Here is a 26,397-nt window from a genome sequence, read left to right as displayed (position 1 = left end):
TTGTTGTGGATGGCGTTGATTCAGGTTCATGAGCGTGAGGCGCAAGCGCATCAGGCAGACGCGGTCTCGAGCCGCAGCGCACGCAGGTTGGTGCCCATGCGCTTGGCGATCGCGAAGGCATTGCGGGTCGGATTGACGTCCGCCTTGCCCTGGCCTGCGATATCGAAGGCGGTGCCGTGAGCCGGCGTGGTGATGGGGATCGGCAGGCCGCCCTGGACGGTGACGCCGGACTTGAAGCCCAGCAGCTTGATCGCGATCTGCCCCTGGTCGTGGTACATGGTCACGATGGCGTCGTACTCGCCATCGCGTGCCTTGAGGAAGATAGTGTCAGCCGGGAAGGGGCCTTCCACGGGATAGCCCTGGGCGCGGCACTCGGCGACGGCCGGCGCGATGACATCGATTTCCTCACGCCCGCAGGTGCCGCCCTCGCCACCATGGGGATTGAAGGCGGCCACGGCGATGCGCGGGCGCTCGACGCCGGCCAGTGTCAGCGAGTCATGAATCAGCTGGCTGGCGGCGATGATGCGTGGCTGGGTGACGTACTCGGCGGCATCCTTGAGCGGGATATGCGAGGAGATGCGCGAGGTCCACAGCGTCCCCAGGGTGTTGAACTCGCAGAAGTAGCCGCTGACGCCAAGCTTCTCGGCGAAGAAGTGCAATTCATCTTCATGGCCCAGGCCGCCTTTCTTCATCGACAGCTTGTTGAGCGGCGCGAAGCAGATGGCGTCGACTTCCTCGTTCTGGGCCGCTTCCAGGCAGCGAGACAGCACCGCGAGAGACGAGGCGCCGCAGGCAGCGCTCTCCTCGGCAATGGTGACGTCGGCCTTCGCTACGCTGTCCACGGTCATCATGGTCAGGCCCTCATGATCGCGGGCAGCTGCAAAGCTATCGACACGGGGGAGATCACTGAACAGGCCGGCCTGCTGCTGGCCCTGTTCCCACAGCCATTGATCGCCGATCAGCACCGTATGGGTATCCGCGAACTGTTCGCGCTCCGCGATCAGGCGCGCGATCAGCTCCGGGCCGATACCGGCAGGGTCACCAAGGGTCAGGGCAATGACGGGGCGTGTTGCGGACATGTGAGTTCCAGCCTTGTGAGAGTTGGCGTTGTTGTTGGTATCTACAAGTGAATTCGCATCTTATGGTCTGCTGGTTGGTTTACCAGACCAGTTGATGAAAAAGCTAGCTGACAAGTTCTCTTCTGGTCAAGGTTTTTGGTGAATTTGCGACTATGGTCGGTTTTCTGGTGCGGCATACGAGCGTTTCAGTTATGCTGGTATGAAATGTATACCAGTGGGGGCCGCATGAACCAGACGCCTTTCGCCTTCGAGAAAGCGCTGAAGAATCAGACCAAGAAGGAAATTCTCGCCGACAAGCTCATCGAGATGATCCTGACCGGCCTGCTGCGCGATGGAGATGAGCTGCCCAGCGAGCGTGAGCTGGCGCAGCTGTTTGAAGTGAGTCGCGAGACCGTTCGTGGGGGGCTGGCGCTGTTGACGGGCCATGGCCTGCTGAATGTCTCGCATGGCAGCAAGTCACGGGTCTGCGCGAGCGAGGCGGTGATCGACAGTTTCCGCAATCATCCCGCGCGTCAGCAGGGCGATGAGCTCAACAACCTGGATATCGAGAGCGTCTTCGAGAGTCGGATCGTGGTGGAATCGGCCATTGCCCGTCGTGCCGCACGACATATCGATGAGGCAGGGCTCAAGAAGCTGGACGCCTTGCTGGATGCCCAGTCCCAGCACTTCGACTCACCGGTGAATTTCCAGCTCTCGGATCAGAACTTCCATCACGTCATCGCCGAATACTCGCGCAACGAGATCCTGATCCGCTATGCCGATGAGCTGTATACCTACGCGCTCAACATTCGCCGTCAGGTCATGGCCGAGCACGGCTCGATCAAGCGCAGCTATGAAGAGCACGTACGTATCGTCGAAGCGCTGCGCGCCGGCGACCCTGACGCCGCCGAACGTGCCATGCTCTCGCATATCGACAGCGTCTATTACACGACGCGGGACAAGATGCCCCGTTGAAGGTGCCTCATGGAGATGAGGGGCTCAATACTCCACGCCCGTCATCACCCAGACGATACGGGTCTCGGTCTCGCCGGGGTTGCGAATCCAGTGGGGATCCTCCCCGGTCAGCGAGAAGCTGTCGCCCGGGTTGAGCAGGAATACCTGCTCGCCGATGGTCAGTTCCAATTGGCCACTTTCCACATAGCCCGCTTCCTCACCGCGCCGCTCACGAGGCGTCTCACCGCCGCTGCCGCCGGGCTGCAGGCGGGTCATGATCAGGATGAGCTGACCGCTCAGGCGGGGGGAGAGCAGTTCTTCCCGTGCACCGATGGCGCTGAGATTCATGGCACGGCGTTGATCCGCGCGCACGATAGTTTCCTGTTCGGCCGCCGAGTCACTCCCGCCCGGCTGGAAGAACCAGCTGACGCGCACACCGAGGGCATCACTCAGGGCCTGTAGTACCCCGATGGGGAGGGATGAGACGCCGCGCTCCACCTGGCTCAGATAGCCGACGGATTTTCCGACGCGCTTCGCCAGCTGGCTGAGTGTCATCTGCCGGGACTTGCGCAGGTCGCGCAGCTGTCTGCCGATACGACGGTCTTCCTGTTCTGCATTGCTGAGTGCGGTGCTGCCGACTGATGCCTGTGAGGAGTCTGTCTCCGTGGTCATCCGGTTTCCTCTTGGCAATGGGAGCTGGCGGTCAATGCGTGGCGTTTCATGTGGATGAAAAGCATGCTGCAGTTTTCATCAGCAAGATTATCAGCATGCGGCGTGAAGAGATAAGCCTGTGTCGTTATCAAATCGTCGTGTTGAAATAGGTATTGATAAGCAAAAGGCCAGTCATGATGACTGGCCTTTTGCTTATGCGCTGCGCGTTACCCTCAGGCAGCTGGAGTGAAGGCCGGTCGTTGCTTGCGGAAGGCCTGTTTGCGGGTGATCTTGCCCTTCTCGATGGTGAAGAGATCCACGCTGTCGGCCTCGACACGCAGGCCATCGGGCTGGGTCGCCATGAAGGTGCATTCGGAGACGACACGCTGATCGGCGAAGAAGAACTCGCCCTTGGCCCACTTTACATCGGGCATGGTCGTCCAGGTGTTCACGAAGGCGTCGCGCACGGCGGCCTTGCCGACGATTCGCGTGCCGTGCGCCTCATCGCCGGACACGGTATCGAAGACCACATCATCGGCGAAGTACTCCATGACGTCATCGATGGCGTGGCGATTGAAGGCATCGAACATGGCGGTCATCTGTTCACGGTTCATGGTACGGGTCTCTGGTGCATGCATGCCGCGAGTGGCATGCCAGTGGGAGGTGCCGCGACATCATTCGGGAGCGCCGCGGCGTGTTGAGCAACATGAAAGACGGTGGTCGATGAGCGTAGAGAGCGAGTCGTGGCTCAACTCACCTTGTCCAGCACCTGGAAATACTTGTAGAGCAGATGCTGCCCCATGCGCCGGATCGGCCTGAGCGGATGGGCGGGCAGTGGGGAGTTGAAGATCGGCAGGTGGCGCTCGGGCAGTGACTGACCGGCGATCAGCGCGGCGAGTTGTCTGGAGGCATAGGCCGAGAACGACACGCCGTTGCCGCTGTAACCCTGGGCATAGAAGATCTGCTGCTTGGGGTCCGGCTGCACGATGCGCGGCATCATGTCGTGGGAGATATCCATCCAGCCATGCGAGAACCACGGCGTCTCGATGGCGGCCAGCGCCGGGAACTTGCGTGCAATGGCGGCATGCACCACATCCAGATGACGAGCATTCTGCGCATCCGCGCCGCTGATGGCGCTGCGCGTGCCGATCTGCAGGCGTTTCTCGGGCAACAGCCGATAGTAGTAGCGCAGCTTGCGGGTATCCGTGGTCAGGATGGTCGAACGCAGGCCGCAAGCCTCGATCTCATCGTCGGTCAGTGTGCGCGTCCATACCGAGTTGGCCATGATCGGCATGTTGCGATAGGCAGTCAGTGAGTGGAGGTTGGGGCTGGTGTAGCCCGCCGTGGCGATGCCTACCGCGCGTGCCTTTACCGTGCCTCCCGGTGTCTGCAGATAGTGGATGCCGTTCTCTGTCGTCCACTGCTGCACCGGGCTGCTGGTGTGGATTCTGGCGCCGTGGCGGCGTGCGATACGCGCATAGCTGTAGGCCAGCTTGAGCGGCTGTACCGCGATGCCCTCGGGCTCCAGCATCGCGCCGTGACTTTCCTGATCGCCCATGAAGTCCCGATGTACCGTCGCACGGTCCAGTGTCCGGGTCCGGTAACCGAGGATGTTGTTGCACAGGCGTGATTCGGCCTCGAGATGCTGCATGGCCTGTGGGCTGTGGGCGATCAGCAGATTGCCCAACGGTTGAGGCTCGCAATCCACTTCGGGGTCCTGGGTCAGAGACTTGAAGACCTCGAAACCCTCGAGGCTATTGGCGTGCAGCTGGCGCGCCATGTCGATCCCCCATTTTCTGACCCACTGGCTGCGACTCAGGCGTCCCCAGGCCAGATGGCCCTGGCCGCCATTGCGGCTGGTGCAGCCCCAGCCGATCTGATTGGCCTCCAGCACCACCGCCTTGATGCCGTGCTCGCGCGCCAGGAACATCGCCGTGGCAAGGCCGGTAAAGCCGGCGCCGATCAGCACCACGTCTGCCTCCATGTCGTCAGTGACGGGGCCATCATCCTCGGGAGGCGGGCCGGCGTGGTAGCGCCAGTAGCTCGGCGCATAATCCACGCCTTCGCCCGGGGAGCTGTCCTTGAGAGGATCGTAGTGAGGGTTGTAAGGCTGTTTGACGGTCATCGTGGGTCACCATCCGTGTTGTTGTTGGCGATCGTTGTCATTGGTGATCGTTGTCATTGGTGATCGTGGTTGTCGGTGATCAATGTCATTGGCGATCAATGGCGGTCCTTGTCCAGGCGCGTTGCGCTGTGGGGTCTCTGCCTGCCCGAGTCGACGTGAGGCGCATCATGCCGCTCAGGTCGCGCCCGGGATGGGTTGGCTTCCCGATCCCGGGAGGGCGTGCGGTGTTGACGTGGGCGTACTAGCTGGCGTGGCGGGTGTGGCAGCGCTCGAGGCTTCTGGCGCGGCAGTGTCCGCAGGCATCGGTCTGGCCTGAGGGGCCGGTTGCATGGCCGTCGCCGGCTGCTCGTGGGTCGCCTTGAGCATGCGATAGACCGAGAACATGTAGGCGATGCTGACGAGGAAGAAGGGCGCACCGACCACGATCGCCAGGCTCTTGATGGCGTTGAAGCCTCCGGCGAGCTGGAAGACGATGCCGGTGACACCGATGATCACGCCCCACAGCAGACGCATCAGGATCTTCGGATTCTCGTTGCCATTGGAGACCTGCATGGCCGAGAAGAACGAGGCCGAATCCGAGGTGGTGACGGCGAAGACGACGATGTTGAACAGCACCGCGAGGCACAGCCACCAGCCGCCGGGCATGCTCTGCAGCAACAGGTAGATGCCGGATTCCGGGTTGCCCTGCACGCTCTCCCATAGCGGCACGATCTGATTGACCTCGGCATATCCGGCCGAGCCACCCCAGATGCTGAACCACACGATCGACAGCAGCATCGGCACCACCACCACGCCGAACACGAATTCGCGCAGGGTACGGCCACGGGAGATGCGCGCGATGAAGCCGCCGCAGAAGGGGATATAGGAGATGTACCAGAGCCAGTAGAAGATCATCCACCAGCCCACCCATTCGCGCTGTTCGAAGCTGCCCGCGTCGGTCCAGAACTGAGTGACGAACACCGAGCCGAAGTAGTCACCGAACTGCTGGGTGATCATGTTCAACAGGTACTGCGCCGGTGCATGACCGAAGGCCAGCAGCGCCAGCAAGATGGCGCCGGCCATGACCATGTTGAGCAGGCTGAGGTACTTGATGCCGCGCTCGATGCCGGTCGCCGCCGATGCCACGTAGGCGATGATGATCACCAGCATCACCATGGCCTGACCGAAGGCACCGAACTCGAGCCCGAACAGCACCTTCAAGGCATAGCTGATGGAGGTGACGCCCAGGCCGATCATGGTGGCATTGCCGCCGATGGTGCCGATCACGCCCAGCCCGTTGGCAAGCTTGCCCCACAGGCTGCTGTTGCAACGCTCTCCCAGAAGACCGTAGAGGCCGGTGGCGACCGTCAGCGGCTGCCCCAGGCGATAGGCCGGAAAGGCGATGGCCCAGGCGGCCACGGCAAACAGTGCCCAGCCATTCATGCCCCAGTCCATCAAGGTGTCGAGAATCGCGGTCGATACCCCGGCCTGCTGGCCGACTTGATTGAGGTCCTGCACATGCGAGGAGGTGTAGAGATGCGTCAATGGCTCGGCGACGCTGAAGAACACGAAGCCGATGCCCAGTCCGCAGCTGAAGATCATCGAGATCCACGCCACATAGCTGAATTCAGGGCGCGAGTCGTCCGGCCCCAGCCGGATGCCGCCAAAGGGGCTGAGCAACAGATAGAAGCTGAAGATCAGTGTCGCGGCGACCCCGAGCACGAAGCTCCAACCGAAGTTGAAGATCAGGAAGTCACGTATGCCGGACAGCGCCGCGCCGGTCTGCTCCGGTGCCGCCAGGGCGTAGATCATGATCAGGGTGTAGATGCTGAGAACGGGCCAGAACAGCCCCTTGTCGTAGTCGCCAAGCAGACCGGACGAGCGCGGAACGCCATTGCTGCCAGCGTGCTCAGCCGCTGCGGGATTGCGTGTTGCTGTCACTGGGATGCCTCCAGGAAGGGGCCCTGATGCTCCAGCCAGATCTCGTCAGACACCTGACAAGCCGACAGGAATATCGAGAGCAGATTTTATTGTTGTCATGGGAGCGGGGGCTGGGACTTCGCCATTCATCGAAGCGGCAAGGTCCCCATTCATCGTCAGTGATTGCGCTGCAGCTCATACAGCACTCGATGAATTCTCTCGCGTCACAAGTGAAAATAGACGGCGGCATGAATCGCGCAAGTGAAATTTTTAGTTATTTTTTCATTTACATGTAAAGTAATTCCATGTCGACATCAACTCATTGAAATACAGCGAAATTAACGCCGATACGCAGCCCGGTCCGATGCTGGCAGCTCAGTGGACAGAGGTCGGGATGGGAATAGAGAGGGATGGGAGTAGAGAGGGAGGGGGGAAAGAGAGCAGCGAGCAGGGAACAGGGAGAGCAGTAGGGGAATCGGCTTGGAAGTGGAAGAAAATTTTGACTCCGGCCCCACTGCACGCAACGCCGTGTGCCACTTGTGTCTTGTGCCCCCACCATTGCAATTCCTCGGGGCATCCCAACGTCTTATGTACTGTTTATTCGAATGAGTGAATGCATTGCTCATCCTTCACCGCAACTCCACGGAAAAGGAAAGCGCCCCCATGTCCAAGTCCCATTCTTCAGCACATAGCGTCTCCGAGATCATCACCGAATCCCTGCTCGAGGCAGGTGCCAAGCGCTGTTACGGCATCGTCGGCGATACCATCAATCACTTCACCGACGCCATTCGGCGCTCGGAGATGGAGTGGGTGCATGTGCGGCATGAAGAGGTGGCCGGCTTCGCGGCAGGGGGCGAGTCCTTCATCAGCGGGGAGCTGACCTGCTGTGCCGGCACCTGTGGCCCGGGGAGTACCCACTTTCTCAATGGTCTGATCGAATCGCATCGCAATGGGGCACCGGTGGTGTTCATCGCCTCGCAGATCGATACCGCCGAGATGGGCGTGGGCTTCCCGCAGGATGTGGATCAGAAGGCGCTTTATTCCCAGTACAGTGTGTTCTGTGAATACCTGACCAATCCCGAGAATGCTCGCCGCATGGTGGCCATCGCGGCGCAGAAGGCGCTGGCGGAAGGTGGAGTCGCGGTGCTGATCGTCCCGGGAGACCTTTTCCCGCAGAAGCCCAAGGGCTCGCTGCCCTGGCGCGCCCACCGCTTCTCGCCGGTGATCTGTCCGGGTGAGCAGGAGCTGGCCGCCGTCGCCGAGGCGCTCAATCAGCCGGGCAAGGTGTCGATCTACGCCGGGGTCGGTTGTCAGGATGCGCAGGAAGAAGTGCTGGCATTGGCACGTCGCCTCAAGGCGCCAGTGGCGTGGACGTCGCGTGCCAAGGACTTCATCGAGCCCAACAATGAACTCGAAGTCGGCATGACAGGCGTGTTCGGGCTTCAAGGCGGCTACGAGGCCGTCGCGGAATGTGACACCTTGCTGCTGCTGGGCTGCAGCTTTGCCTGGTCCCAGTTCTATCCGGACAAGGCCACCGTGATTCAGGTGGATCTCGACCCCGGCAAGATCGGTATCCGTCATCCGGTGGATCTTGGTGTCGTCGGTAGCGTCAAGGACACCTGTGACGCGCTGCTGACCCGCGTGGACCCGCGTGATGACAGCGGCTGGCTGGACAGCTGCCGCAAGAAATATCTCGAGGCGCGCGATGAGGCCGCCGTCACCTCCGACGATGAGCATCTGATTCACCCGCAGGAGCTGACCCTGGCGCTGGACCGCCATGCCAGTGAGGATGCCGTCTTCACCGCCGATGGCGGCAGCCCCATGGTGTGGTGTCTGCGTCATATCCGCGCCAACGGCAAGCGCCGCACGCTGCCAAGTCTGATGCATGGCACCATGGCCAATGCCTACCCTCAGGGAATCGGCATCCAGAAGGCCTACCCTGAGCGTCAGGTGATCGCCATGTGCGGTGATGGCGGTCTGTCGATGCTGATGGGGGACCTGCTGACTCTCAAGCAGGAAAAGATCCCGCTCAAGATCGTCATCTTCAACAACAGCACGCTGGGCTTCGTGGAGCTCGAGCAGAAGGTCGAGGGCATCCTGGATACCTACACCGAACTCGAGAACCCCGACTTCTCGCTGGTCGCCCAGTCCATGGGGCTGTGGGGGCGTCGTGTCGAGGAGAAGCACGAGCTGGATGAGGCAGTGCAGAGCCTGCTGGCCCAGGAAGGCCCCGGCATTCTCGAGGTCAAGGTCAACCGCATGGAGCTGGTGATGCCGCCACATATCGAAGCCGGGCAGGTCGCCTCCACCGCACTCTACTCCGCCAAGGCGGTGCTCAATGGGCGCATGGATGATGTGGTCGATCTGGTGCGCAACAACTTCACCGGTCGCTGAGTATGGCGCGAGAGATTGTGGTCCACTCATGCCTTCACTCAAGAAGGCATGAGTGAAGGCGCAGACCAGAAGGTGCCAACGACAAGGCCCCGATCCAGAGGATCGGGGCCTTGTCGTTGGCACGGCAGATGACGGAAGGAAACTTCAGCACGACCGGACGTTGTCTGCGAGAGCAGAAGTCAGCTCGCGGCCAGGATCACTTCCATACCTGTGAGGCGAAGCCACGCCAGTAGTCATCCATGTCGCGATAGCTGGTCATGTCATACAGGCTGAACTTGCGATTGAGGCGAGCGCCACCATCGCGGGTCAGCGGGTTCCAGGCCAGGCCGACAGTGTCACGGCTGGAGTGCATGAAGAACGCATCCAGCGGCAGCACGATGTAGAGGCCCTTGTCGAAGCTACCCTCGCCGAAGTCGTCGCCGGCATCGGTGAAGGTGGCCCAGGCACCCATGCGTGCGCCATTGGCGAAGCCGCGTGAAACATCCAGCGTCATGCCGACATCTTGTGCCAGGTAGCGGCCGAAGCTGGCCTTGGCCAGCACGTCTTCATAGCCGGTATCCCAGTAGATGCTGGCATGACCAGTGGTGGTCGAGTAATCGCGCAACCCGAACTGCTGATCGAACTCGCGCTGCTTGACCCAGTTCACATCGACCCCGTATGCCAGTGGAGAGCCAAGCGGGCGATAGAGCACCTCGGCGCCGACACCGGCATACATCATCTCCAGAATGCCGCCGTAGGCCATGCCGTACCAATCACGCCCGAACTGGTGAGTGCGGGTGTACTGCAGGTTGTCGATACCGACGTCGGTCTCTTCGATGTAGCGACCGATATAGGAGCGAACCCTGGGCAGCTTGGAGTCCGAGATGTAATCGAACTTGTCGAAGTTGTCGAACAGGGTCAGCTGTGCCGAGCCGGAGAGCCAGCCGTGGCGATCGGTACGCCAGGCGGCCGAGCCACGCAGGTAGGCCTGATACAGATAGCCATCCGGGCCGCCGATGTTCTGGTTGAGGCCAGGTGAGAAGCCAGCGCTCCAGCGATCATCAGGATTCTCGAGCAGCACCTTTTCACCGGTATAGCGGGCCGCACCTTCACCATCCCCATTGGTCGGCTCGGTGGCCGCCAATGCATAGACGCTGTGGGTATAGCGCAGCTGCTGGCGGGCATCGTGACCGGCGTTGACGATATCGGCGCGCTGGTGGACATCTTCCCGAGTATCCAGCCCCCCGGAGCGCAGGCGGTAATGGAAGCTCTCGAAATAGTCATCCAGTCGGTTGTGCAGCACGCGGTTGGCACGGCCTTCGGCCTGAGCGGTAGAGCGGAAACGCGTACTCTCGCCACTGACGATCAGCGCCGTGCCTTCGCGGGACAGGCTATCGACCCGAATGCCGGATTGCGCCTGGATCTCGCGGGAAAGCTCAGGCCAGCTGACCTGGTTGCGCGTGGGGGCTTCGGCCTTCAGGCGCTCCGGCGGGCTATCCAGCTTGGCCTGCGAGAGCCCGGCGAGATCCACCCCGAAATTGACGCCGAACATCGCGGTATTGCCACGCTCCCAGCCGGCCTTGACGGTGAGGTTGTCGGTCACGCTCAGGCGGGCACCCAGGTTGATCGGGCTGTCCTGCGCTTGATCGTTGTCCTGTGGCTCACTCTGATAGTCATTGCCATCAAGCTCTGCCATCAGCACCAGCGGGTCCCATGGGGTCTGCCATTCCACACCGCCGAAGATACCGACATCGCCCTTGAACAGGCTGTTGAGTGAGAACTCACCGCCCTGGTCACCGCCGGTCTCGCCACGGCCGGGACGGTCGTTGTAGCTGTCACGCACCCAGCCAAGCGGGTTGCTGATGTCACCGCGTGAGCCGAGATAGCCCCAGCCCAGCCCCAACGTGAAGTCGAGGTCATACCAGCGCTTGCTGGCGACCAGGTATTCACTGCCGAACAGGCTGGTACCGCCCATGTCGCGCAGGCCGACCGCGACTTCAGGCAGATAACGGCTCTCTTCCCAAAGTCGGAACTTGGCATCGACACCCTTGTCCAGGTAGTCGCGGTCACCGGCGATGGCTTCGCCATACAGGCGGTTGGTGACTTCCGTGTAGCGAAAGCCGACCTCCAGCCAGTCGAGCGGCTGCAGGCTGACGTTATAGCGCTGATACGGTTCGACCTGGCTATAGGAGAAGTGAATGCTGCCCGGCTTCTGCATGCGCGCGGTCGGGGTCTGCATCAGGCCGACGCCGCCGAAATCCGATTGCCCGTGTCCCAGGCCGCTGAGACGCGTCTCTATCGGCTGCGGACCATCCAGCAGGCCGGCGTAGCTCATCGGGGCCAGCAGCATGCCCGCACTGAGCATGGCCAGTTGCCGGATGGCGCGCGTCAAGGGGATAAGCCGGGCACGCGCCGGCGCCATGGAAGTGAAGTGCGAATGATCCATGCTGTCTGCTGCCATCCTTTGCCTGCCTGAGCACGAGGCGTCCTGCTGTGTCATTGTCGCGTCGCTCATGGAGTCTCGCCCTGAGGGTGCGCGCCACTGTCCGTGTCATCACTTTCATTACTGTCATCACCCTCAGCGTATTGGCGCGCTACCTGCAGATAGTCGCGCTGCTGGGGCTCACCGGTGATGGCGTCCACGCTGCGGCACTCCTTGCCCGGCCATTGCAGACTCAACCACTCGGGCAGGCTGCGATTGACCCAGGCGGCGGCCGCCGAGATACGCGGCATGTTGACCACGACACGGTCACCCGGCGCCAGCGTATAGGGCTGATCATTCCAGGCGCTGATGCCGCGGACGATGATTCTGCCGCCCAGCGTGATGACGCTGGCGTGTTCCGAGTCCGCCTGCGCGCCCGGCAGGCCAGCGATGGCGTCATGCAGCGTCAGGCCGGGGCGCCAGTCCAGCTGGCGCACGCCAACGGCACTCCAGAGTTGAATGCGAGTCTCTGTCTGGCATTGGCCTATCCAGTCGCCCGTCGTGAGCGGGATGTCCAGGCGCGGAAAACGCCACAGAGCGATGGGATCGATCCGCCCGACCTGACGTCCCTCGACCGGTGTGCGACCGATGATGCGCATCCAGTGCTTGAGCCCCTCAGCCGACAGTCGATCATCAAAGACGGCCTGCGAGCTCAATTGACGCAGCTCGAAGAACAGGCGGCGCCCAAGCTCACGTGTCCTGTCGCGCGTCTGCTGGGTGGCCACGAACGCATGCGGCCACTCGATACCGTTGGCATTGGTCAGCACGCCGAGCTGGCGCGATAGCGCCTCACTGATGGTCAGTGTCTGGGCGCAGGCCTCCTGGTCTTGGGATAGGCCTGACGATACTGTCGGAGTCTCGCTGGCCAGCGCTGCGCCAGGCAATAGAAGTACACCGCAAGTAGATGCGAGCAACGCTGCGCCAAGGGCGGCCTTCAGACGTTCATGCAGATAGCGTTTCACGACACCTCGGCGGACAAGAGAAGCGGCACCACGATGGACAAGCGATACACCGCCGACTCGTGCAGGCGGGGCAACATGATCCTGGCGCTGAAAGAAAAATTCTTGGCACTTACCACCAGCCACGCGCCACCTCCCAGCTCCAGTAATGGGAATCCGGCCAGGGTTGAACATCCGCCGCCCAGATTCTTGGTGCCGCATTGGCATCAGTCGCGGAGGGATCAATCACAGCAGCAACTGCATAGCGATTGACGCTACGCGAGCCATCTTGCCAGAGGATGTTTTCCTCACACTGAGCCACTGTCTGATCGCCCAACGGCAAGGCCTGTACGGAGGGGGGCGCGCATTGCCAGCTTGCCTGACCCTGGGCGTAGCCCTCTATGCCATCAGCGCGCTGCCAGCGCGAGTGAATCGCATAGCTGGGCGTGGGGCCACCCCTTTCCAGCGCTGACATCAGCGTGGCCAGTGATGCGTCGCGCCGCATGTCCAGCAGGTCGGTGTCAAAGCCGGCGGTACCGCTCAGCCAGCCGTTCTCCAGACGCACGAAGGCATGATCTGCAGTTTCAAAACGTGCCAGCTCTGTCGTGCTCGAAGGCTGGCTTGCCTTCGATTCAACAGGCGTGGCGGAAGAGGGCAGGGCTGCCAGAGGTGTCAGCCCTGTAGGTTCTCGCTGGTAGGTCGCGTCCGTTGCGTCCATGTCTTTGCGGTTCGCTGTCTCCAGCGACGCCAGCACCACCATCCCGGTGTTGCCGTCATAGCTGAAGCGCAGCGTGGCATAGGGCAGGGCGCGCGCGCGCTCGGCATCGAATTGATCGCTGCCGAGTATTGCGCTGGCCGTCTGCCCCAACTGCCCCTGCTCAAGTGCGGAGCAGCCCCCAAGCATCAATGCGCCGGACACAAGCAAAGGGGCCGCCAGGCGGCCCCCCATCATGATGGATGTCGGCTTCATGGTGATCAGAAGGTACCTGTGGTGCCGGTGGTGCCAGTCGTACCGGTAGACCCTGTGGTGCCAGTCGTTCCGGTCGTACCCGTTGTGCCAGTGCTGCCGGTGGTGCCAGTCGTGCCCGTTGTACCATCGCCATCACCCGGCTCGCCGCCTTCATCCGGGTCACTGCCGTCATCGGGGTCGGTGGTGCCGGTAGAGCCTGTGGTCCCGGTGGTACCAGTCGTGCCGGTGGTGCCGTCGCCATCACCTGGATCCGTGCCATCACCCGGATCGGTACCGCCGTCACCGCCGTCACCCGGATCAGTACCGCCGTCGCCACCATCACCCGGGTCAGTGCCGCCGTCGCCGCCGTCACCCGGATCAGTGCCGCCATCACCGCCGTCACCCGGATCAGTACCGCCGTCGCCGCCGTCACCCGGATCAGTGCCGCCGTCGCCACCGTCACCCGGATCAGTGCCACCGTCGCCGCCGTCACCCGGATCAGTGCCGCCGTCGCCACCGTCACCCGGATCAGTACCGCCGTCGCCGCCGTCACCCGGATCAGTGCCGCCATCGCCACCATCACCCGGATCAGTGCCGCCGTCGCCGCCATCACCCGGATCAGTGCCACCGTCGCCACCAGTACTGCCGCCACTGCTGCCGTCACCCCCGGAGGCTACGGTGGCAGCGACACCGACTGCCGCCGCCAGACCAGCAGCGACAGCTGCAATGGTGCCAGCGGCCATGCCACCAGCGGCGCCAGCGCCTGCTGCCGTACCCCCAGTACTGCTGCTTCCTGTGCTTGAAGATGCCGAGCCAGTCTGAGCCGGCGCTTCACTTTCGGCACGGGCTATCCCTGCAACCAAAGGGGATAAAGCCAGACCGGCGATGACCAATGTTGTAGCAGTGCGTTTCATTTACGTTCCCTTGTCTTCCCGTGTAGGAAATTCTCACGCTCTCTGTGTTGGCACAGGCGCTGATTATGACTTGCTGGGTGATTGATTCTGTTTTTGAAACAATGGCGGGCGTTGGTGACTTTCCGTGCACAACGTTCTATCGCCTTGTGAGACAGATTTCAATACGCGAATGTTGTGAAAATTAACAGAGTTCAGGTTGTGGGTCGACTGACATCTAACCGTAAACAATCATCGAATATGATGATCGCGCCATCATGCTCGACAAGAATGACCTCGGCTTCTCGACAATAATCGCAAGAGATACCTGTCGGAAAAAATCCGGCAATCTACGAAGAGAGCTTCTGGATTTCAATGCTGGGTCGGGAAACTCATTATCATGACCTGCAAGTTCATTTCGTGCTTATGGATTATTTTTTGATGGTTTGACTAATCAATCGGTAATTGAAAGACTAATTCTTTATGTAACTCAACTGTTTCAGTTTGAGTGCATGGAGTAACTCGATGGTCTTGGCACAGGCTGTGCGTCTCCTTTTGGCTACGCACTGATTCATGCTCTGAGCCCATGTCATGCGGTCCCTGGCGATTAACTTTCCGTATAGTGCTATTAATATCAGTGATTTAGATGCCATCATCACGCTTTGATGCACTGCTGGATGACAGGCGAATATGAATAAAGGGTGGAACGAGAGTCCCAGAATGCAGTATCATGCGTCCCTTATTGAAAAGCCTGTGTTTCTTTTTTGCGACACAGATAGGATGAGTCGCCGGTTGAATGACATGCCGTGTTGACGACACGCAGGAAGGATCTTGCGCTTGCGGTGCTGGTGTCTCTACCAATACCCGATGATTCTCTCCTCAGCAGTGTCGGTTACAGGCTGTCATGGCTTGTCTACCGTTTGATTCGTGGTGACTGGCCCCGTCCAGACAGTATGAGTCGATAGGGTTGTACAAGTCTTATTGGCCCGAAACCTGAATCCTGTACTCATTTGAACAAGAACAAGTCCTTATCTGATAGCACTGGCGATCTACAAGACGATTGCCCTGCTAGGGTTTGCTGCGTCTTGAGTATCGGAATTACCTTTCTGGTTGTTAAGTATTAGCTAATTGAATTTTGTGCTCGATATCTGCCCACGAGTTCAGAGCGCCGGATTTTCCTCAAGAAGAGTGATCCTGCCTTGAATTCGGGTTGCCACTCGCAGCAAGGATGTCTTGCGCCAGTGAAAGATTGATGCTGCCAGGGAAACAGGTGGCCAAGCGCGATACAAGCTGGAAGACATCAATATCTTCATGTCAGGGCCTCAGGGATGCGCCGTCAACCACCCTGGGGCGGTAGCGTGTCCAAATTCAGGTCGCGCTCACGAATAGTCGATTGGGGTGGAGAGGCTTGTCACAGGTCTTGCGCAATGCAGGCCGATATCAGACAGCCTCCTGGCAGTCCTCGAGATTCACCCAGCGCCGCCTTTCTCTACATCCTGTCTCTTCACCCTGACTGACATGTCGGGCTTCAGCTGCTGAGCCCATTTTCGGCTGACGGCTTTCGATCGACTACGTCGCGGCCTGACCACGACGCCTTATCTTTCAGGGCAGCATGAGGCTGCCCATTTCATCTTGCCGTTTTCGGGGGTTTTACATGATCAAGGTCACCATGTTTGGCAAGGGCTGCGCGCTGTCGCCGCGCCCCCGCCTGGCAATGACCACCGCGCTGTTGATTGCCATGCTGTCTACCACGGGTTGTGCTTTCGCCCCCGGTGGCGATATGGACTATCAGACAGAAACGGCCCCGCTGGATGATGCGCTTGAGGTCAAGCCGATCACCTTTGGCATGGTAGATGCCCTGAATGACAGTCGTGGCCAGGGCCAGCGTGACAATCAGCTGCTTGAGCAGCAGCTGGCCGATTACGATTACCGCATCGGTCGCGGTGATGTGCTCAATATCATCGTCTATGACCACCCTGAACTGACCATCCCGGCCGGCTCCGAGCGCAGCGCCATCGAATCCGGCAACAGCGTTCACAGCGATGGCACCATCTTTTATCCCTATATCGGGCGCGTCAAAGCGGCGGGCCTCACCGTCAAGGAATTGCGGGCGGTCATAGAGCGTCGCCTGTCCGGGTATATCGCCTCCCCGCAGATCGATGTGCAGGTAGCGGCATTCAAGTCGCAGAAGGTCTATGTCACCGGGCAGGTGGAAACGCCGGGAATCCTGCCGATCACCAATGTGCCGCTGACCATCCTCGATGCCGTCAATCAGGCAGGCGGCCTGTCGCCGCTGGCCAACTGGCACGACGTGGTACTGACACGTGATGACAGTGATGAGCACTTCTCGCTGTATGACCTGCTGCAGAACGGCGCGCTGAGCAACAACCGTCTGCTGCGCGACGGCGATGTGCTGCACATCCCGGATGTGGGCAATCAGAAGGTCTACGTGATGGGCGAGGTGCAATTGCCGGGCAGTCTGGCGATGGGCAATTCGCGTATCTCGCTGACGGATGCCATCGCACAGTCTGGCGGTATCGATGAAGGTCAGGCAGATGCCAAGGGCATCTTCGTCGTGCGGCGCGCGGACACCAACACTGGCAAGCTGGCGACGGTCTACCAGCTGGATGCGCGTGATTCGGCGGCCTTCGTGATCGGCGCGGAATTCATGCTTCAGCCCTCGGACGTGGTCTACGTCACGGCCGCGCCGCTCAGTCGCTGGAACCGTGTCGTCAACCAGCTGATGCCGACCCTGACCGCCGTCTATCAGGTGACGCGTTCCGCCAGTGATTTCGATGACCTGCGCAGTGACGATTGATCCGCGTCAGCCTCCTGTCTTCTTCCTCTCTACCTACTACCACTGGTTCTCACGAGAGCCGCAGCACTCGAAGGGTGTTTCATGAATCAGACCCCGCAAAATACAGCCACTGGGGCGATGTCGTCGGCTGCCACTCGCGATAACGATGATGATGCGATTGATCTGGGTCGCCTGTTCGGCATCTTGATTGATCACAAGCAATGGATCATCGCGATCACTGGCCTGTTTGCCGTCATCGGGGTGGTCTACGCGCTGTTGGCGACGCCCATCTACAAGGTGGATGCCCTGATCCAGATTGATGATGCCCCTTCGACCAATCCATTGGCTGACGTCAATTCGATTCTAGGCAAGGAGCCGCCGTCCCAGTCCGAGATCGAGATCATCCGCTCGCGGATGGTACTTGGCCGCGCGGTGGACCTGCTCAACCTGGATATCACCGTCACGCCGAAGCGACTGCCGCTGCTGGGGGATTTCCTTGTACGCCGCGGGGTGGAACGTCCGGATTTCGCCCAAGGCTGGGCGAATACCTGGGCAGGGGAGAGCATCACTGTCAGTGAAATGCCTGTCGGTGACGCCATGCTGGGTAGCACCATTACCCTGCGTGTCGTTGATGATGCACATTACGAGCTGATCCAGGACGGTGAGTTGCTGGGCAAGGGGCGCATCAATCAGCTGGACAGCTTTGCCGATGGTCAGCTGAATCTGCGTGTCACTGCCTTGAATGCCGCCACAGGCGCGGAGTTCGCGCTGACACACATCAGCCGCATGCAGGCGATCGAGAATCTGCGCAAATCATTCTCCGTCTCGGAGCAGGGCAAGGAGACCGGCATTCTTTCCTGGTCGATGACGGGCGAGCAGCCGCGTGAGCTACAGCGCACGCTGAACACCATCGCGGATATCTACTATTCACAGAATGTTCAGCGACAGAGTGAAGAAGCACGCAATAGCCTCGAATTCCTCGATAATCAGGTGCCCAAGGTGCGGGCGCAGCTGGATGCAGCGGAATCGCGCCTGAATGAATTCAGGACGTCACGTGACAGTGTGGACCTCTCACTGGAGACCCAGTCCGTGCTGGAGCGCATCGTGAATCTGGAGGCACAGGTCAATCAGCTGGATCTGACCGAAGCCGAGATCGCCAAGCGCTATACGCCCAGCCACCCGACTTACAAAGCCTTGCTCGAGAAGAAGGCTCAGCTCAAGCGCGAGATGGACAAGTTGAATGCTCAGGTGAAGAACCTGCCTGAAACCCAGCAGGAAGTGTTACGTCTTACACGCAGTGTGGAAGTGACCCAAGCCATCTACGTGCAGCTGCTGAATAAAGTGCAGGAAATGGAGATCGCCAAGGCCAGTACGGTGGGGAATGTCCGTATTCTGGACGATGCCGGTATCTTGCCGCAGCCCGTCAAGCCGAAGAAGGCCATGATCGTGGTCATCATGACACTGCTGGGTGGCATGCTTTCCGTCGGTGTCATTCTGCTGCGTGCGGCGTTCCGGCGTGGCGTGGAATCGCCGGATCAGCTGGAGGCGCTGGGCCTGCCAATGTATGCCACCATCCCGCTCTCGGACGAGCAGGGCAAGCTGAGCCGCAAGGTGAAGCGTGCGACAGACAAGCATTCACGTGAAATCCCCAATGGTTTGCTGGCCGCGCGCAATCCGGCTGATCTCGCGATTGAAGCGCTACGCGGTCTGCGTACCAGTCTGCACTTCGCGATGATGGAAGCCTCTACCAATACGCTGATGATTACCGGCCCTAGTCCGGGCATCGGCAAGAGTTTTGTTTCTGCCAACCTGGCCGCCGTCTGTGCCCAGGCTGGGCAACGTGTATTGGTGATTGACGCCGATATGCGCAAGGGCCACATGCACTCCATCTTCGATGAGCGCTCCGAGTGTGGTTTGAGTGATTACCTGGCAGGCAAGAAGTCGCTGGAAGATATCATTCGCCCTGTTTCCGCCCTTCAGACACTTTCCTACGTGGCGCGTGGCATTGCGCCACCCAACCCCTCGGAACTGCTGATGAGCGCACGCTTCCAGGACTTCCTGGCTGCGGTCAGCGAGCGTTATGACCTGGTCATCATCGACTCTCCGCCCATCCTTGCCGTCACCGATGCCGCCGTCATCGGCAAGCATGTGGGCACGACACTGCTGGTCACTCGCTTCGAGGTGAACGCCCCCAAGGAAGTGGAAGTCTCTCTCAAGCGCCTGGCCGCTTCTGGGATTGTCGTGAAAGGCGGCATCCTCAACGCCATGGAGCGCAAGGCCGCCGGTGCCTATGGCGAGAATTATGGCTATTACAACTACAGCTATAAATGATCCCGCTGTATTCCGTCATCAGTCATATTAAATTCGAAGGGAACCAGACATGAAAGACATGAGCTCTACCATGGAGCATCAACGGCGCTATTCACGTCATCACGAGCGCTTGCTTGCCAGCAAGCGCCTGCAGACATTCTTTGGCGTGTTGCTGGTTGTCGTTCTGCCTGCCATGTACCGCTGGGGATTCGATTTCTGGAATACCTCCACCTTGGCACAATGGAATGCGATTCTGGGTACTGCAGCTGCCTTCACCTTGTCCCTGACGCTGATCAACCGTCTTTGCCAACTGCCGGGGACACGCTCCTTCACGTATGTCATTCCGACAGTTGCGGCTTCCTATACCTTGCTCATCATCATCTGCGGTGTGCTGGAAATCGAGGTGTCACGTCTGCAGGTCGGGATTTCCTTCGTGCTGGCCATCGTCTTCGGTGGGGCCTTCTACTATGTCGACAGCAAGCTGACCACCAAGCGTATGGCAGTGGTGCCCTTCGGGAAAGCCCCGTCCTTGTGTGATCACCACAGCAAGTCAGTGTACTGGTATGCGATGAAGGAACCAACACTGGTCGGGTTCAAGCGTATTGATGCGGTGGTTGCGGACCTGCGTGCAGATCTCCCCGAAGAATGGCAGCGCTTTCTCGCCGACTGCACGATTCACCGTATTCCGGTGTATCACGCTACCCAGGCCCATGAAATGATTACCGGCAAGGTACTGCTGGATCACCTCTATGCCAACGAATTTGGCTCTCTGACGCCGCGCGAAGACTATGAAGTCATCAAGCGCGGCATGGATATCCTCGCGGCCTTGATCCTGATTCCGCTGTTGGCCCCTGTCATGTTATTGACGGCACTTGCCATCCGTCTGGATAGCCCGGGCAAGGCGCTATTCTGTCAGCCGCGCATGGGATTCCACTGCCGCCCGTTTACGGTCTACAAGTTTCGTAGCATGTATACCGACATGAAGGGCACTGGCTTTACCCAGGAAGGCAATGATCCACGTATCACGCGTGTGGGTCGTTTCATTCGCAAGTGCCGCCTGGATGAGCTTCCGCAATTGTTCAATGTCTTGAAAGGCGACATGAGCATGATTGGCCCACGACCTGAATCCATGACCCTGACAGAGTGGTATGAGAAGGATGTGCCGTTCTTCCACTACCGTCATGTGGTACGCCCAGGTATTACCGGCTGGGCACAGGTAGAGCAGGGCTATGCTGCAGAAGTTGAGGGAATGATTGAGAAACTAGAGTATGATTTTTATTACATCAAAAACTTTTCTTTTTGGCTAGATATGTTGATTTTAGTGCGCACAATTAAGACAGTATTATTTGGTTCAGGTGCTAGGTGAATGAGACTAAGAAGGTTATCATTTCTATTCGATGTAGACTTTATAGTATTTTTTGCGGTCTTCATGGCATTGATATTTGGCCAGATTACTCCCCATGACAGGATGACATTATATAGTTTTCCTCTTAATACAGTTTATATGTTGATTGTAGTAACATTGGTAGTAGTGACTGGTAAGTTTGCAGTTAACTTACCAATACTCTATTTATTCCTGGTTTTTTTTATTTGGGGTATGACTCTACTATATTCAGTGGATTTAGAGTACGGGAGCTTCAAGTTACTTAACCTTGTGTTCGTTTATACATTGTGCGTGGGCTATCTATATTCTCAAATGCGATCTAAGGGATTAGATGAAGTATTAAAATACTTTGTTACTTGCTTTATTATACTTGCAATCCCTAGTATATTATATAAAATTATTTTTGGGTTTTTCGATAGAAATATTCCATTCTTTATCAACGGTCCTATAGTTTTTGCTAGGTTAATGTCTTTGGGACTTCTGTTTTCTTTATTTATGTATAAAGAGAGCAAAAATGTTCACTTATTATTCTTTTCATTTTTTTTCTTACTTGCTATTTTTTGGACTGAATCGAAAGCTCCTATTGGGATAGCTCTTCTGATGGGATTATTTACAGTTTTTGACTTTAAAAAAATTAGAACTTACGCTATTTTTTTGGTTATCTTTCTAATGGCTGTATATATGTATGAATGGGGGATATCTAGAATAGATACGTTAGCAGAAATCCCCGGTTTATCTCGCATTATTATTGGGGTTGGCCAAATTACTGGAGATATTTCTATGAATGATTATAGCTCTGGTAGCGTTTCAAGCAGAATAGACAATGTGAATACATCCCTGTCAATGATATATGAAAATCCGTTGACTGGCGTCGGGCTAGGCAGCTGGGGTGATTATAATCTAATAAATGAGTTAGTGTATCCTCATAATATTTTTTTAGAGATAGCATCAGAAACTGGATTAGTTGGGTTTTTCCCATTTGCTTTTATTTTAGGCATTGCTTTCATTTACGGGAGAGGGATTCTATTAACAGCTTGGTTGACTTTATTGTTTAATCAATTGTTTAGTGGCGACTTATTAGATGCCCGCTTTTTGTTTATTTTCATGATACTTTCTTTATACAACAATAAGGATGCGAGAAGTGTTTAAAGGCATATTTTTGAAACTTTTAAGTTTAGCTTCTAAGCTGCTTTTTTTAATTATGATAGCACCAAATCTGCAAAATGGTGTTTTTTCTACATATTTTATAAGCCTAACTTATTCAATGCTGTTTACAAAGCTATTGTTTGGAGGAGTTGAGGAGTACTTACCTACAAGAGTTAAAGGTGTCAAAAGAATATCTGATTTATATATATCTGAGTCACTTGCTTTCTTTGTTTTTATTTTTATTTTTTCGCTATTGTTATCAATCTATCTTTCAAATTATATTGCTTTGGCAGTCGTGATTTTTTCTTTCAGCTTTCTTGTTAATGGTGTGATTAGGACTATCTCTCCTAATGGGTTTGACTTGATGGTTAATCTGCCGTGGCTTATATTTTTGCCTTCAGTAGTTATATTTGATCCTAGTAGCGGCAATGAACTATTGATCATGCATTTAATTACTCATTTTTTTGTTACCATTTCTATTTTGTACATTTTAAGAGTTAATTTACTATGGAAAAAGCATTATAGCTCAAGCATTTTTGTGTTTAGGTTAGTGCGAGATTCGATAAGTAAAAGCGTATCGGGTTCAATTTTCTATTTTGCTTTTAGAACACCAGTATTGATATTGTCTAATATCTACGGTGTTTTGTCTGATATTATGTCCATCACTTACTCTGTAGCAGAAGCTTTTTGGCAGATTAGTATGGTTGTGGTAAATCGTAGATATGCCTATAGGCTAAACAATAAGCTTAAAAGTGTCCCGATTTCAATTCCTATTATATTTATGCTTCTTTCGGCATTCGTGTTTTATTGTATAAGTTATATGAATATCTATCCTTTCTTAGGACGTTATTTAGATTTTATAAATAATATAGATTTCGCTTTATTACCTGTATTTATATTATATTTATTCTCGTTGTTGATGTTTGTAGACGCTAGATATTTTATTTGGGGACAAAATCGGAGTGCACTGAGAATTAACATATGGTTAACGGGTATTATGTTTTTAGCTTGGGCAATAAATTATTTCACGAGCAACTTTAATCTTGGGATATTAACGGCCGCTTTTTGCATTGGCGTATTAACCACTACATACTCTGTATCAAGCAATAGAAGGTAAAAACAGATGTTACATGTAATAGCTCCCTTTGAGTCTGAAAACTTCATTAAAGATATATCAAGCCGTAATATAGAATTTATACGCAATAGTAGACAAGATGCTATATTGATAACATCTAGATTTGATCACAGATACAAATTGTTAAGGAGTAAGACCGAGCTAAAAGATAAATTATTTAACATGAATATTTCTAACGTTATTTTACCTATATTAAAGTATAGTGATAATATTTCTATAATGCGAGTTTTATCCAATATGTCATTTGCATTCATGCTATTGATGTATTTGTTATTTCGAGCTAAAAGGGGGGATTCAGTATTAGTGAACGCGATACCTCCAGAAGTTTTGTTTGTATGTAACCTAGCATCGAAAATAAAAAAATTTAAGCTAATAGTTGATGTCAGAGATATATGGCCAGATGCATTGGTGAACTCTGAATCACAAAGTAAAATGATTGAATTGTTTTCTGCCTATTGCAATTTTTTCTATAACTACTCATTCTCTAACGTTGCTAAAATATTGTATGTAGCACCTGGCTTTTTGCCATGGATACATAAAAACACTTCGATGAGTATAAATTCGGAAAATCTTAAATTTATACCACTTGGTTATGATGATTCTAGATGGAAAGCCGATTGTAATGGCCACAAGGAAGTAGAGTTAGATTCTAGCTATATTAATATAGCTTATGTTGGTTATTTATCCCAACAATTCGATCTTACTAGCTTTATAAGAGCTTTGTCCTCTTTATCTTCTCAAAACATCGTACTTCACGTTTTTGGTGGTGGAATAAATTTAGAAAAATATAAAAATATGGTTTCATCAAATAGTATTGTATTCCACGGTATGTGTCATCCGCTCTTTATATCCAAAAACCTCTCCAAGTTTGATATCGGTCTTCTACCACTAAAAAAAGGGGCTGCTTCTTATTTGCCGAATAAATTTTTTGATTTTATGGCATCTTCTTTACCGATAATATCTTATAACTCTAATGATGTTAATGAGCTGATAATGAAAAATGGCATTGGATGGGTTATGCAAGACGATAGCGATGAGTTGACGAAGTTTTTAGAAAAATTAGACCTACACGATATAAAAGAGAAAAGGGAGAATGTATCTAAGGTTAAAGAAATATATGGTATGCACTATTTATACTCAAATGTAGAGTTGTGATATGAGAGTTTCCATTGTAGGTATCGTTGGTGTTCCAGCATCATACGGCGGTTTTGAAACGTTAGTAGAGAATTTACTATCAAACGGTATGGCTAATAATAACTCCGTGGCTGTTTACTGCTCAAGTAAATCTTATACTGTAAGACAGAAATACTATAAAGGAGCAAGTTTAAAGTATATTGATTTAAATGCCAATGGTATATCTAGTATTGCTTACGATATAATTTCAATATTTTCTGCCATCAAAAATAGATCTGATTGTATACTAATACTAGGTGTTTCTGGTGCTATAGTTCTGCCAATCATTAGATTAATACAGCCAAAAACTAAAATTGTCACTAATATTGACGGTTTAGAATGGAAGCGTGATAAATGGTCAAGGTTAGCAAAGAGCTTTCTAAAATTCTCTGAAAAACTGGCTGTGAAGTTTTCGCACGTTGTTATTACAGACAATCAAGCAATAACAGACTATGTCCAGGATGAATATAACAAAGCATCTGTCACTATTGCTTATGGTGGTGATCATGCTGTTTTGGATATGCCTGATAGTGTTGAATCACCAGTAAACTTTGAGTATGCTCTTTCAGTTTGCCGCATAGAGCCAGAAAATAGTGTTGGACTCATATTGGAAGCCTACTCTCTAACAAATAAAAATATTATCTTTATAGGTAACTGGCAGAATAGTGAGTACGGGCAAGAATTAAGAGAGAAGTATTCAGGGTTTAACAATATTCATATGCTCGACCCTATTTACGATGTAGGGCTTTTATATGCGTATAGATCTAACGCTAGTGCATATGTGCATGGTCACACCGCTGGTGGCACGAATCCGTCTTTAGTTGAAATGATGCACTTTTCTGTCCCTATATTAGCGTTTGACTGTTGTTATAATCGTGAAACTCTAAAAGGGCAAGGCACATTTTTCTCAAATCCTGATTCTTTGAAAGAAGTTATAAATTCGAACCAGGAGAAATGCACTAAGTCTATTCTTGAAGTAAAATCAATCGCTAATCGATTTTATACTTGGGAAGTTATTGCTAAGAAGTACTTTTCTGCTCTTGGGTTGAATTAAAATGTCTATCTACTTAATTACTGGTGGAGCTGGTTTCATTGGTTCTGCGGTCGTCCGTGAGCTGATTCGCTCAACTCAACATACCGTCATCAATCTGGATGCATTAACCTACGCGGGGAACCTCGAGTCATTGGCCGAGGTGGCGGACTCGGATCGCTATCACTTCGTGCAGGCGGACATCTGCGATGGCGAGAAGATGAAAGCCGTCTTCGCAGAATTCCAACCGGATATCGTGATGCACCTGGCGGCCGAAAGCCACGTGGATCGCTCCATCGATGGCCCCGCGGATTTCATCCAGACGAATATCGTCGGCACCTATCAGTTGCTGGAAGCGGCGCGTCAGTACTGGAAGGGGCTGAAGGAGACTGATGCCGAGAAGGCTGCTGGTTTCCGTTTCCATCACATCTCCACTGATGAGGTGTATGGCGATCTCGAAGGGCCGGAAGACCTCTTCACCGAGACGACTGCCTATGCCCCCAGCTCCCCGTACTCTGCCAGCAAGGCAAGTTCGGATCACCTCGTGCGGGCTTGGCAGCGTACCTATGGTCTGCCGACGTTGGTCACCAACTGCTCCAACAACTACGGCCCGTACCATTTCCCCGAGAAGCTCATCCCGCTGATGATTCTCAATGCGCTGGCAGGCAAGGCGTTGCCGGTGTATGGCGATGGCAAGCAGGTGCGTGACTGGTTGTACGTGGAAGACCACGCTCGTGCGTTGATCAAGGTCGCCACCGAAGGCGAGATCGCCGAGACCTACAACATCGGCGGCCATAACGAGAAGCAGAACATCGAAGTCGTCAAGACACTGTGTGCCCTGCTGGAAGAACTGGTGCCCGAAAAGCCGGCGGGAATCTCCAAGTACGAAGACTTGATTACCTACGTGACGGATCGCCCTGGCCACGATGTGCGCTATGCGATTGACGCCGCCAAGATCGAACGTGAACTGGGCTGGGTACCACAGGAAACCTTCGAGACCGGTCTGCGCAAGACGGTCGAGTGGTACCTGGCGAATGAAAGCTGGTGGCAGCGTGTTCAGGACGGCAGCTATCGCGGTGAACGTCTGGGTACCGGGAGCTGAT

19 protein-coding genes are annotated in these 26,397 nt (G+C 55.2%); 10 read left to right on the top strand and 9 right to left on the bottom strand.

The window, feature by feature from the left end; all coding sequences use genetic code 11:
* Window positions 1-50 precede the first annotated feature (50 nt).
* Entirely contained in the window at window positions 51-1,079 is a 1,029-nt protein-coding gene (locus F8A90_RS11165; protein WP_200017198.1) for a 4-hydroxythreonine-4-phosphate dehydrogenase PdxA, read from the bottom strand.
* A gap of 225 nt (window positions 1,080-1,304) precedes the next feature.
* On the opposite strand from F8A90_RS11165, the gene F8A90_RS11160 reads away from it, so the two are divergent.
* Complete coding sequence (locus F8A90_RS11160; protein WP_200017197.1) at window positions 1,305-2,033, top strand: FadR/GntR family transcriptional regulator; 729 nt, start codon at window positions 1,305-1,307, stop codon at window positions 2,031-2,033.
* Window positions 2,034-2,057: 24 nt separating this feature from the next.
* Here F8A90_RS11160 and F8A90_RS11155 read toward each other — a convergent pair whose 3' ends face one another.
* The 4 genes from F8A90_RS11155 to F8A90_RS11140 form a co-directional block, all read right to left on the bottom strand.
* A complete protein-coding gene (locus F8A90_RS11155) occupies window positions 2,058-2,684 on the bottom strand; it encodes a helix-turn-helix domain-containing protein (protein ID WP_200017196.1) in 627 nt (208 codons plus the stop codon).
* Window positions 2,685-2,896: 212 nt separating this feature from the next.
* Complete coding sequence (locus F8A90_RS11150) at window positions 2,897-3,277, bottom strand: nuclear transport factor 2 family protein (RefSeq protein ID WP_200017195.1); 381 nt, start codon at window positions 3,275-3,277, stop codon at window positions 2,897-2,899.
* Window positions 3,278-3,411: 134 nt separating this feature from the next.
* Window positions 3,412-4,788: an NAD(P)/FAD-dependent oxidoreductase gene (locus tag F8A90_RS11145; protein ID WP_200017194.1), complete on the bottom strand. Its 1,377-nt coding sequence runs from the start codon at window positions 4,786-4,788 to the stop codon at window positions 3,412-3,414.
* A gap of 174 nt (window positions 4,789-4,962) precedes the next feature.
* Entirely contained in the window at window positions 4,963-6,708 is a 1,746-nt protein-coding gene (locus F8A90_RS11140; protein WP_200017193.1) for a BCCT family transporter, read from the bottom strand.
* Between the two features lie 642 nt (window positions 6,709-7,350).
* On the opposite strand from F8A90_RS11140, the gene F8A90_RS11135 reads away from it, so the two are divergent.
* The gene (locus tag F8A90_RS11135) at window positions 7,351-9,081 is read left to right on the top strand and encodes a thiamine pyrophosphate-dependent enzyme (RefSeq protein ID WP_200017192.1); all 1,731 of its coding nucleotides are present in this window, start codon (window positions 7,351-7,353) and stop codon (window positions 9,079-9,081) included.
* A 196-nt stretch (window positions 9,082-9,277) separates the two neighbouring features.
* Here F8A90_RS11135 and F8A90_RS11130 read toward each other — a convergent pair whose 3' ends face one another.
* From F8A90_RS11130 to F8A90_RS11115, 4 genes are all read right to left on the bottom strand, one after another.
* Window positions 9,278-11,506, bottom strand: coding sequence for a YjbH domain-containing protein (locus tag F8A90_RS11130; protein WP_233593296.1), 2,229 nt, complete (start codon window positions 11,504-11,506; stop codon window positions 9,278-9,280).
* Window positions 11,507-11,571: 65 nt separating this feature from the next.
* Window positions 11,572-12,504: a capsule biosynthesis GfcC family protein gene (locus tag F8A90_RS11125; RefSeq protein ID WP_200017191.1), complete on the bottom strand. Its 933-nt coding sequence runs from the start codon at window positions 12,502-12,504 to the stop codon at window positions 11,572-11,574.
* 109 nt (window positions 12,505-12,613) lie between these two features.
* The gene (locus F8A90_RS11120; RefSeq protein WP_200017190.1) at window positions 12,614-13,450 is read right to left on the bottom strand and encodes a hypothetical protein; all 837 of its coding nucleotides are present in this window, start codon (window positions 13,448-13,450) and stop codon (window positions 12,614-12,616) included.
* Window positions 13,451-13,455: 5 nt separating this feature from the next.
* Complete coding sequence (locus tag F8A90_RS11115; RefSeq protein ID WP_200017189.1) at window positions 13,456-14,172, bottom strand: hypothetical protein; 717 nt, start codon at window positions 14,170-14,172, stop codon at window positions 13,456-13,458.
* 1,801 nt (window positions 14,173-15,973) lie between these two features.
* Here F8A90_RS11115 and F8A90_RS11110 point away from each other — a divergent pair.
* From F8A90_RS11110 to rfbB, 8 genes are all read left to right on the top strand, one after another.
* The gene (locus F8A90_RS11110; RefSeq protein ID WP_233593295.1) at window positions 15,974-17,137 is read left to right on the top strand and encodes a polysaccharide export protein; all 1,164 of its coding nucleotides are present in this window, start codon (window positions 15,974-15,976) and stop codon (window positions 17,135-17,137) included.
* Between the two features lie 81 nt (window positions 17,138-17,218).
* Window positions 17,219-19,447 carry a polysaccharide biosynthesis tyrosine autokinase gene (locus F8A90_RS11105; protein ID WP_233593294.1) on the top strand — a complete coding sequence of 743 codons (2,229 nt, stop codon included), beginning with the start codon at window positions 17,219-17,221 and terminating at the stop codon, window positions 19,445-19,447.
* Between the two features lie 49 nt (window positions 19,448-19,496).
* Complete coding sequence (locus F8A90_RS11100; protein WP_200017188.1) at window positions 19,497-20,792, top strand: exopolysaccharide biosynthesis polyprenyl glycosylphosphotransferase; 1,296 nt, start codon at window positions 19,497-19,499, stop codon at window positions 20,790-20,792.
* A gap of 63 nt (window positions 20,793-20,855) precedes the next feature.
* The gene (locus F8A90_RS11095; RefSeq protein ID WP_200017187.1) at window positions 20,856-21,959 is read left to right on the top strand and encodes an O-antigen ligase family protein; all 1,104 of its coding nucleotides are present in this window, start codon (window positions 20,856-20,858) and stop codon (window positions 21,957-21,959) included.
* The gene (locus F8A90_RS11090; RefSeq protein ID WP_200017186.1) at window positions 21,952-23,073 is read left to right on the top strand and encodes a hypothetical protein; all 1,122 of its coding nucleotides are present in this window, start codon (window positions 21,952-21,954) and stop codon (window positions 23,071-23,073) included. The genes F8A90_RS11095 and F8A90_RS11090 overlap by 8 nt, the downstream gene beginning before the upstream one ends.
* Window positions 23,074-23,253: 180 nt before the next feature.
* On the top strand, window positions 23,254-24,246 hold the full coding sequence (locus tag F8A90_RS11085) for a glycosyltransferase (protein ID WP_200017185.1): 993 nt from the start codon (window positions 23,254-23,256) through the stop codon (window positions 24,244-24,246).
* Between the two features lies 1 nt (window position 24,247).
* On the top strand, window positions 24,248-25,318 hold the full coding sequence (locus F8A90_RS11080; RefSeq protein ID WP_200017184.1) for a DUF1972 domain-containing protein: 1,071 nt from the start codon (window positions 24,248-24,250) through the stop codon (window positions 25,316-25,318).
* A gap of 1 nt (window position 25,319) precedes the next feature.
* Complete coding sequence (rfbB, locus tag F8A90_RS11075) at window positions 25,320-26,396, top strand: dTDP-glucose 4,6-dehydratase (RefSeq protein ID WP_200017183.1); 1,077 nt, start codon at window positions 25,320-25,322, stop codon at window positions 26,394-26,396.
* The last annotated feature ends 1 nt before the right edge of the window (window position 26,397 follow it).

The sequence above is a fragment of the Cobetia sp. cqz5-12 genome, from assembly GCF_016495405.1.
Taxonomy (GTDB): domain Bacteria; phylum Pseudomonadota; class Gammaproteobacteria; order Pseudomonadales; family Halomonadaceae; genus Cobetia.
Note: the sequence above shows the minus strand (reverse complement) of the source record. Positions and strands in the feature narration are given on the sequence as shown.

Excerpts from the sequence above, each read along its gene's own strand:
- F8A90_RS11120 (WP_200017190.1), bottom strand. The coding sequence starts at position 13,450 with ATGAAGCCGACATCCATCATGATGGGGGGCCGCCTGGCGGCCCCTTTG.
- F8A90_RS11160 (WP_200017197.1), top strand. The coding sequence starts at position 1,305 with ATGAACCAGACGCCTTTCGCCTTCGAGAAAGCGCTGAAGAATCAGACC.
- F8A90_RS11115 (WP_200017189.1), bottom strand. The coding sequence starts at position 14,172 with ATGGCCGCTGGCACCATTGCAGCTGTCGCTGCTGGTCTGGCGGCGGCA.
- F8A90_RS11080 (WP_200017184.1), top strand. The coding sequence starts at position 24,248 with ATGAGAGTTTCCATTGTAGGTATCGTTGGTGTTCCAGCATCATACGGC.
- F8A90_RS11165 (WP_200017198.1), bottom strand. The coding sequence starts at position 1,079 with ATGTCCGCAACACGCCCCGTCATTGCCCTGACCCTTGGTGACCCTGCC.
- F8A90_RS11095 (WP_200017187.1), top strand. The coding sequence starts at position 20,856 with ATGGCATTGATATTTGGCCAGATTACTCCCCATGACAGGATGACATTA.
- F8A90_RS11130 (WP_233593296.1), bottom strand. The coding sequence starts at position 11,506 with ATGGATCATTCGCACTTCACTTCCATGGCGCCGGCGCGTGCCCGGCTT.
- F8A90_RS11105 (WP_233593294.1), top strand. The coding sequence starts at position 17,219 with ATGAATCAGACCCCGCAAAATACAGCCACTGGGGCGATGTCGTCGGCT.
- F8A90_RS11085 (WP_200017185.1), top strand. The coding sequence starts at position 23,254 with ATGAATATTTCTAACGTTATTTTACCTATATTAAAGTATAGTGATAAT.
- F8A90_RS11155 (WP_200017196.1), bottom strand. The coding sequence starts at position 2,684 with ATGACCACGGAGACAGACTCCTCACAGGCATCAGTCGGCAGCACCGCA.
- F8A90_RS11100 (WP_200017188.1), top strand. The coding sequence starts at position 19,497 with ATGAAAGACATGAGCTCTACCATGGAGCATCAACGGCGCTATTCACGT.
- F8A90_RS11150 (WP_200017195.1), bottom strand. The coding sequence starts at position 3,277 with ATGAACCGTGAACAGATGACCGCCATGTTCGATGCCTTCAATCGCCAC.
- F8A90_RS11110 (WP_233593295.1), top strand. The coding sequence starts at position 15,974 with ATGATCAAGGTCACCATGTTTGGCAAGGGCTGCGCGCTGTCGCCGCGC.
- rfbB (WP_200017183.1), top strand. The coding sequence starts at position 25,320 with ATGTCTATCTACTTAATTACTGGTGGAGCTGGTTTCATTGGTTCTGCG.
- F8A90_RS11145 (WP_200017194.1), bottom strand. The coding sequence starts at position 4,788 with ATGACCGTCAAACAGCCTTACAACCCTCACTACGATCCTCTCAAGGAC.
- F8A90_RS11135 (WP_200017192.1), top strand. The coding sequence starts at position 7,351 with ATGTCCAAGTCCCATTCTTCAGCACATAGCGTCTCCGAGATCATCACC.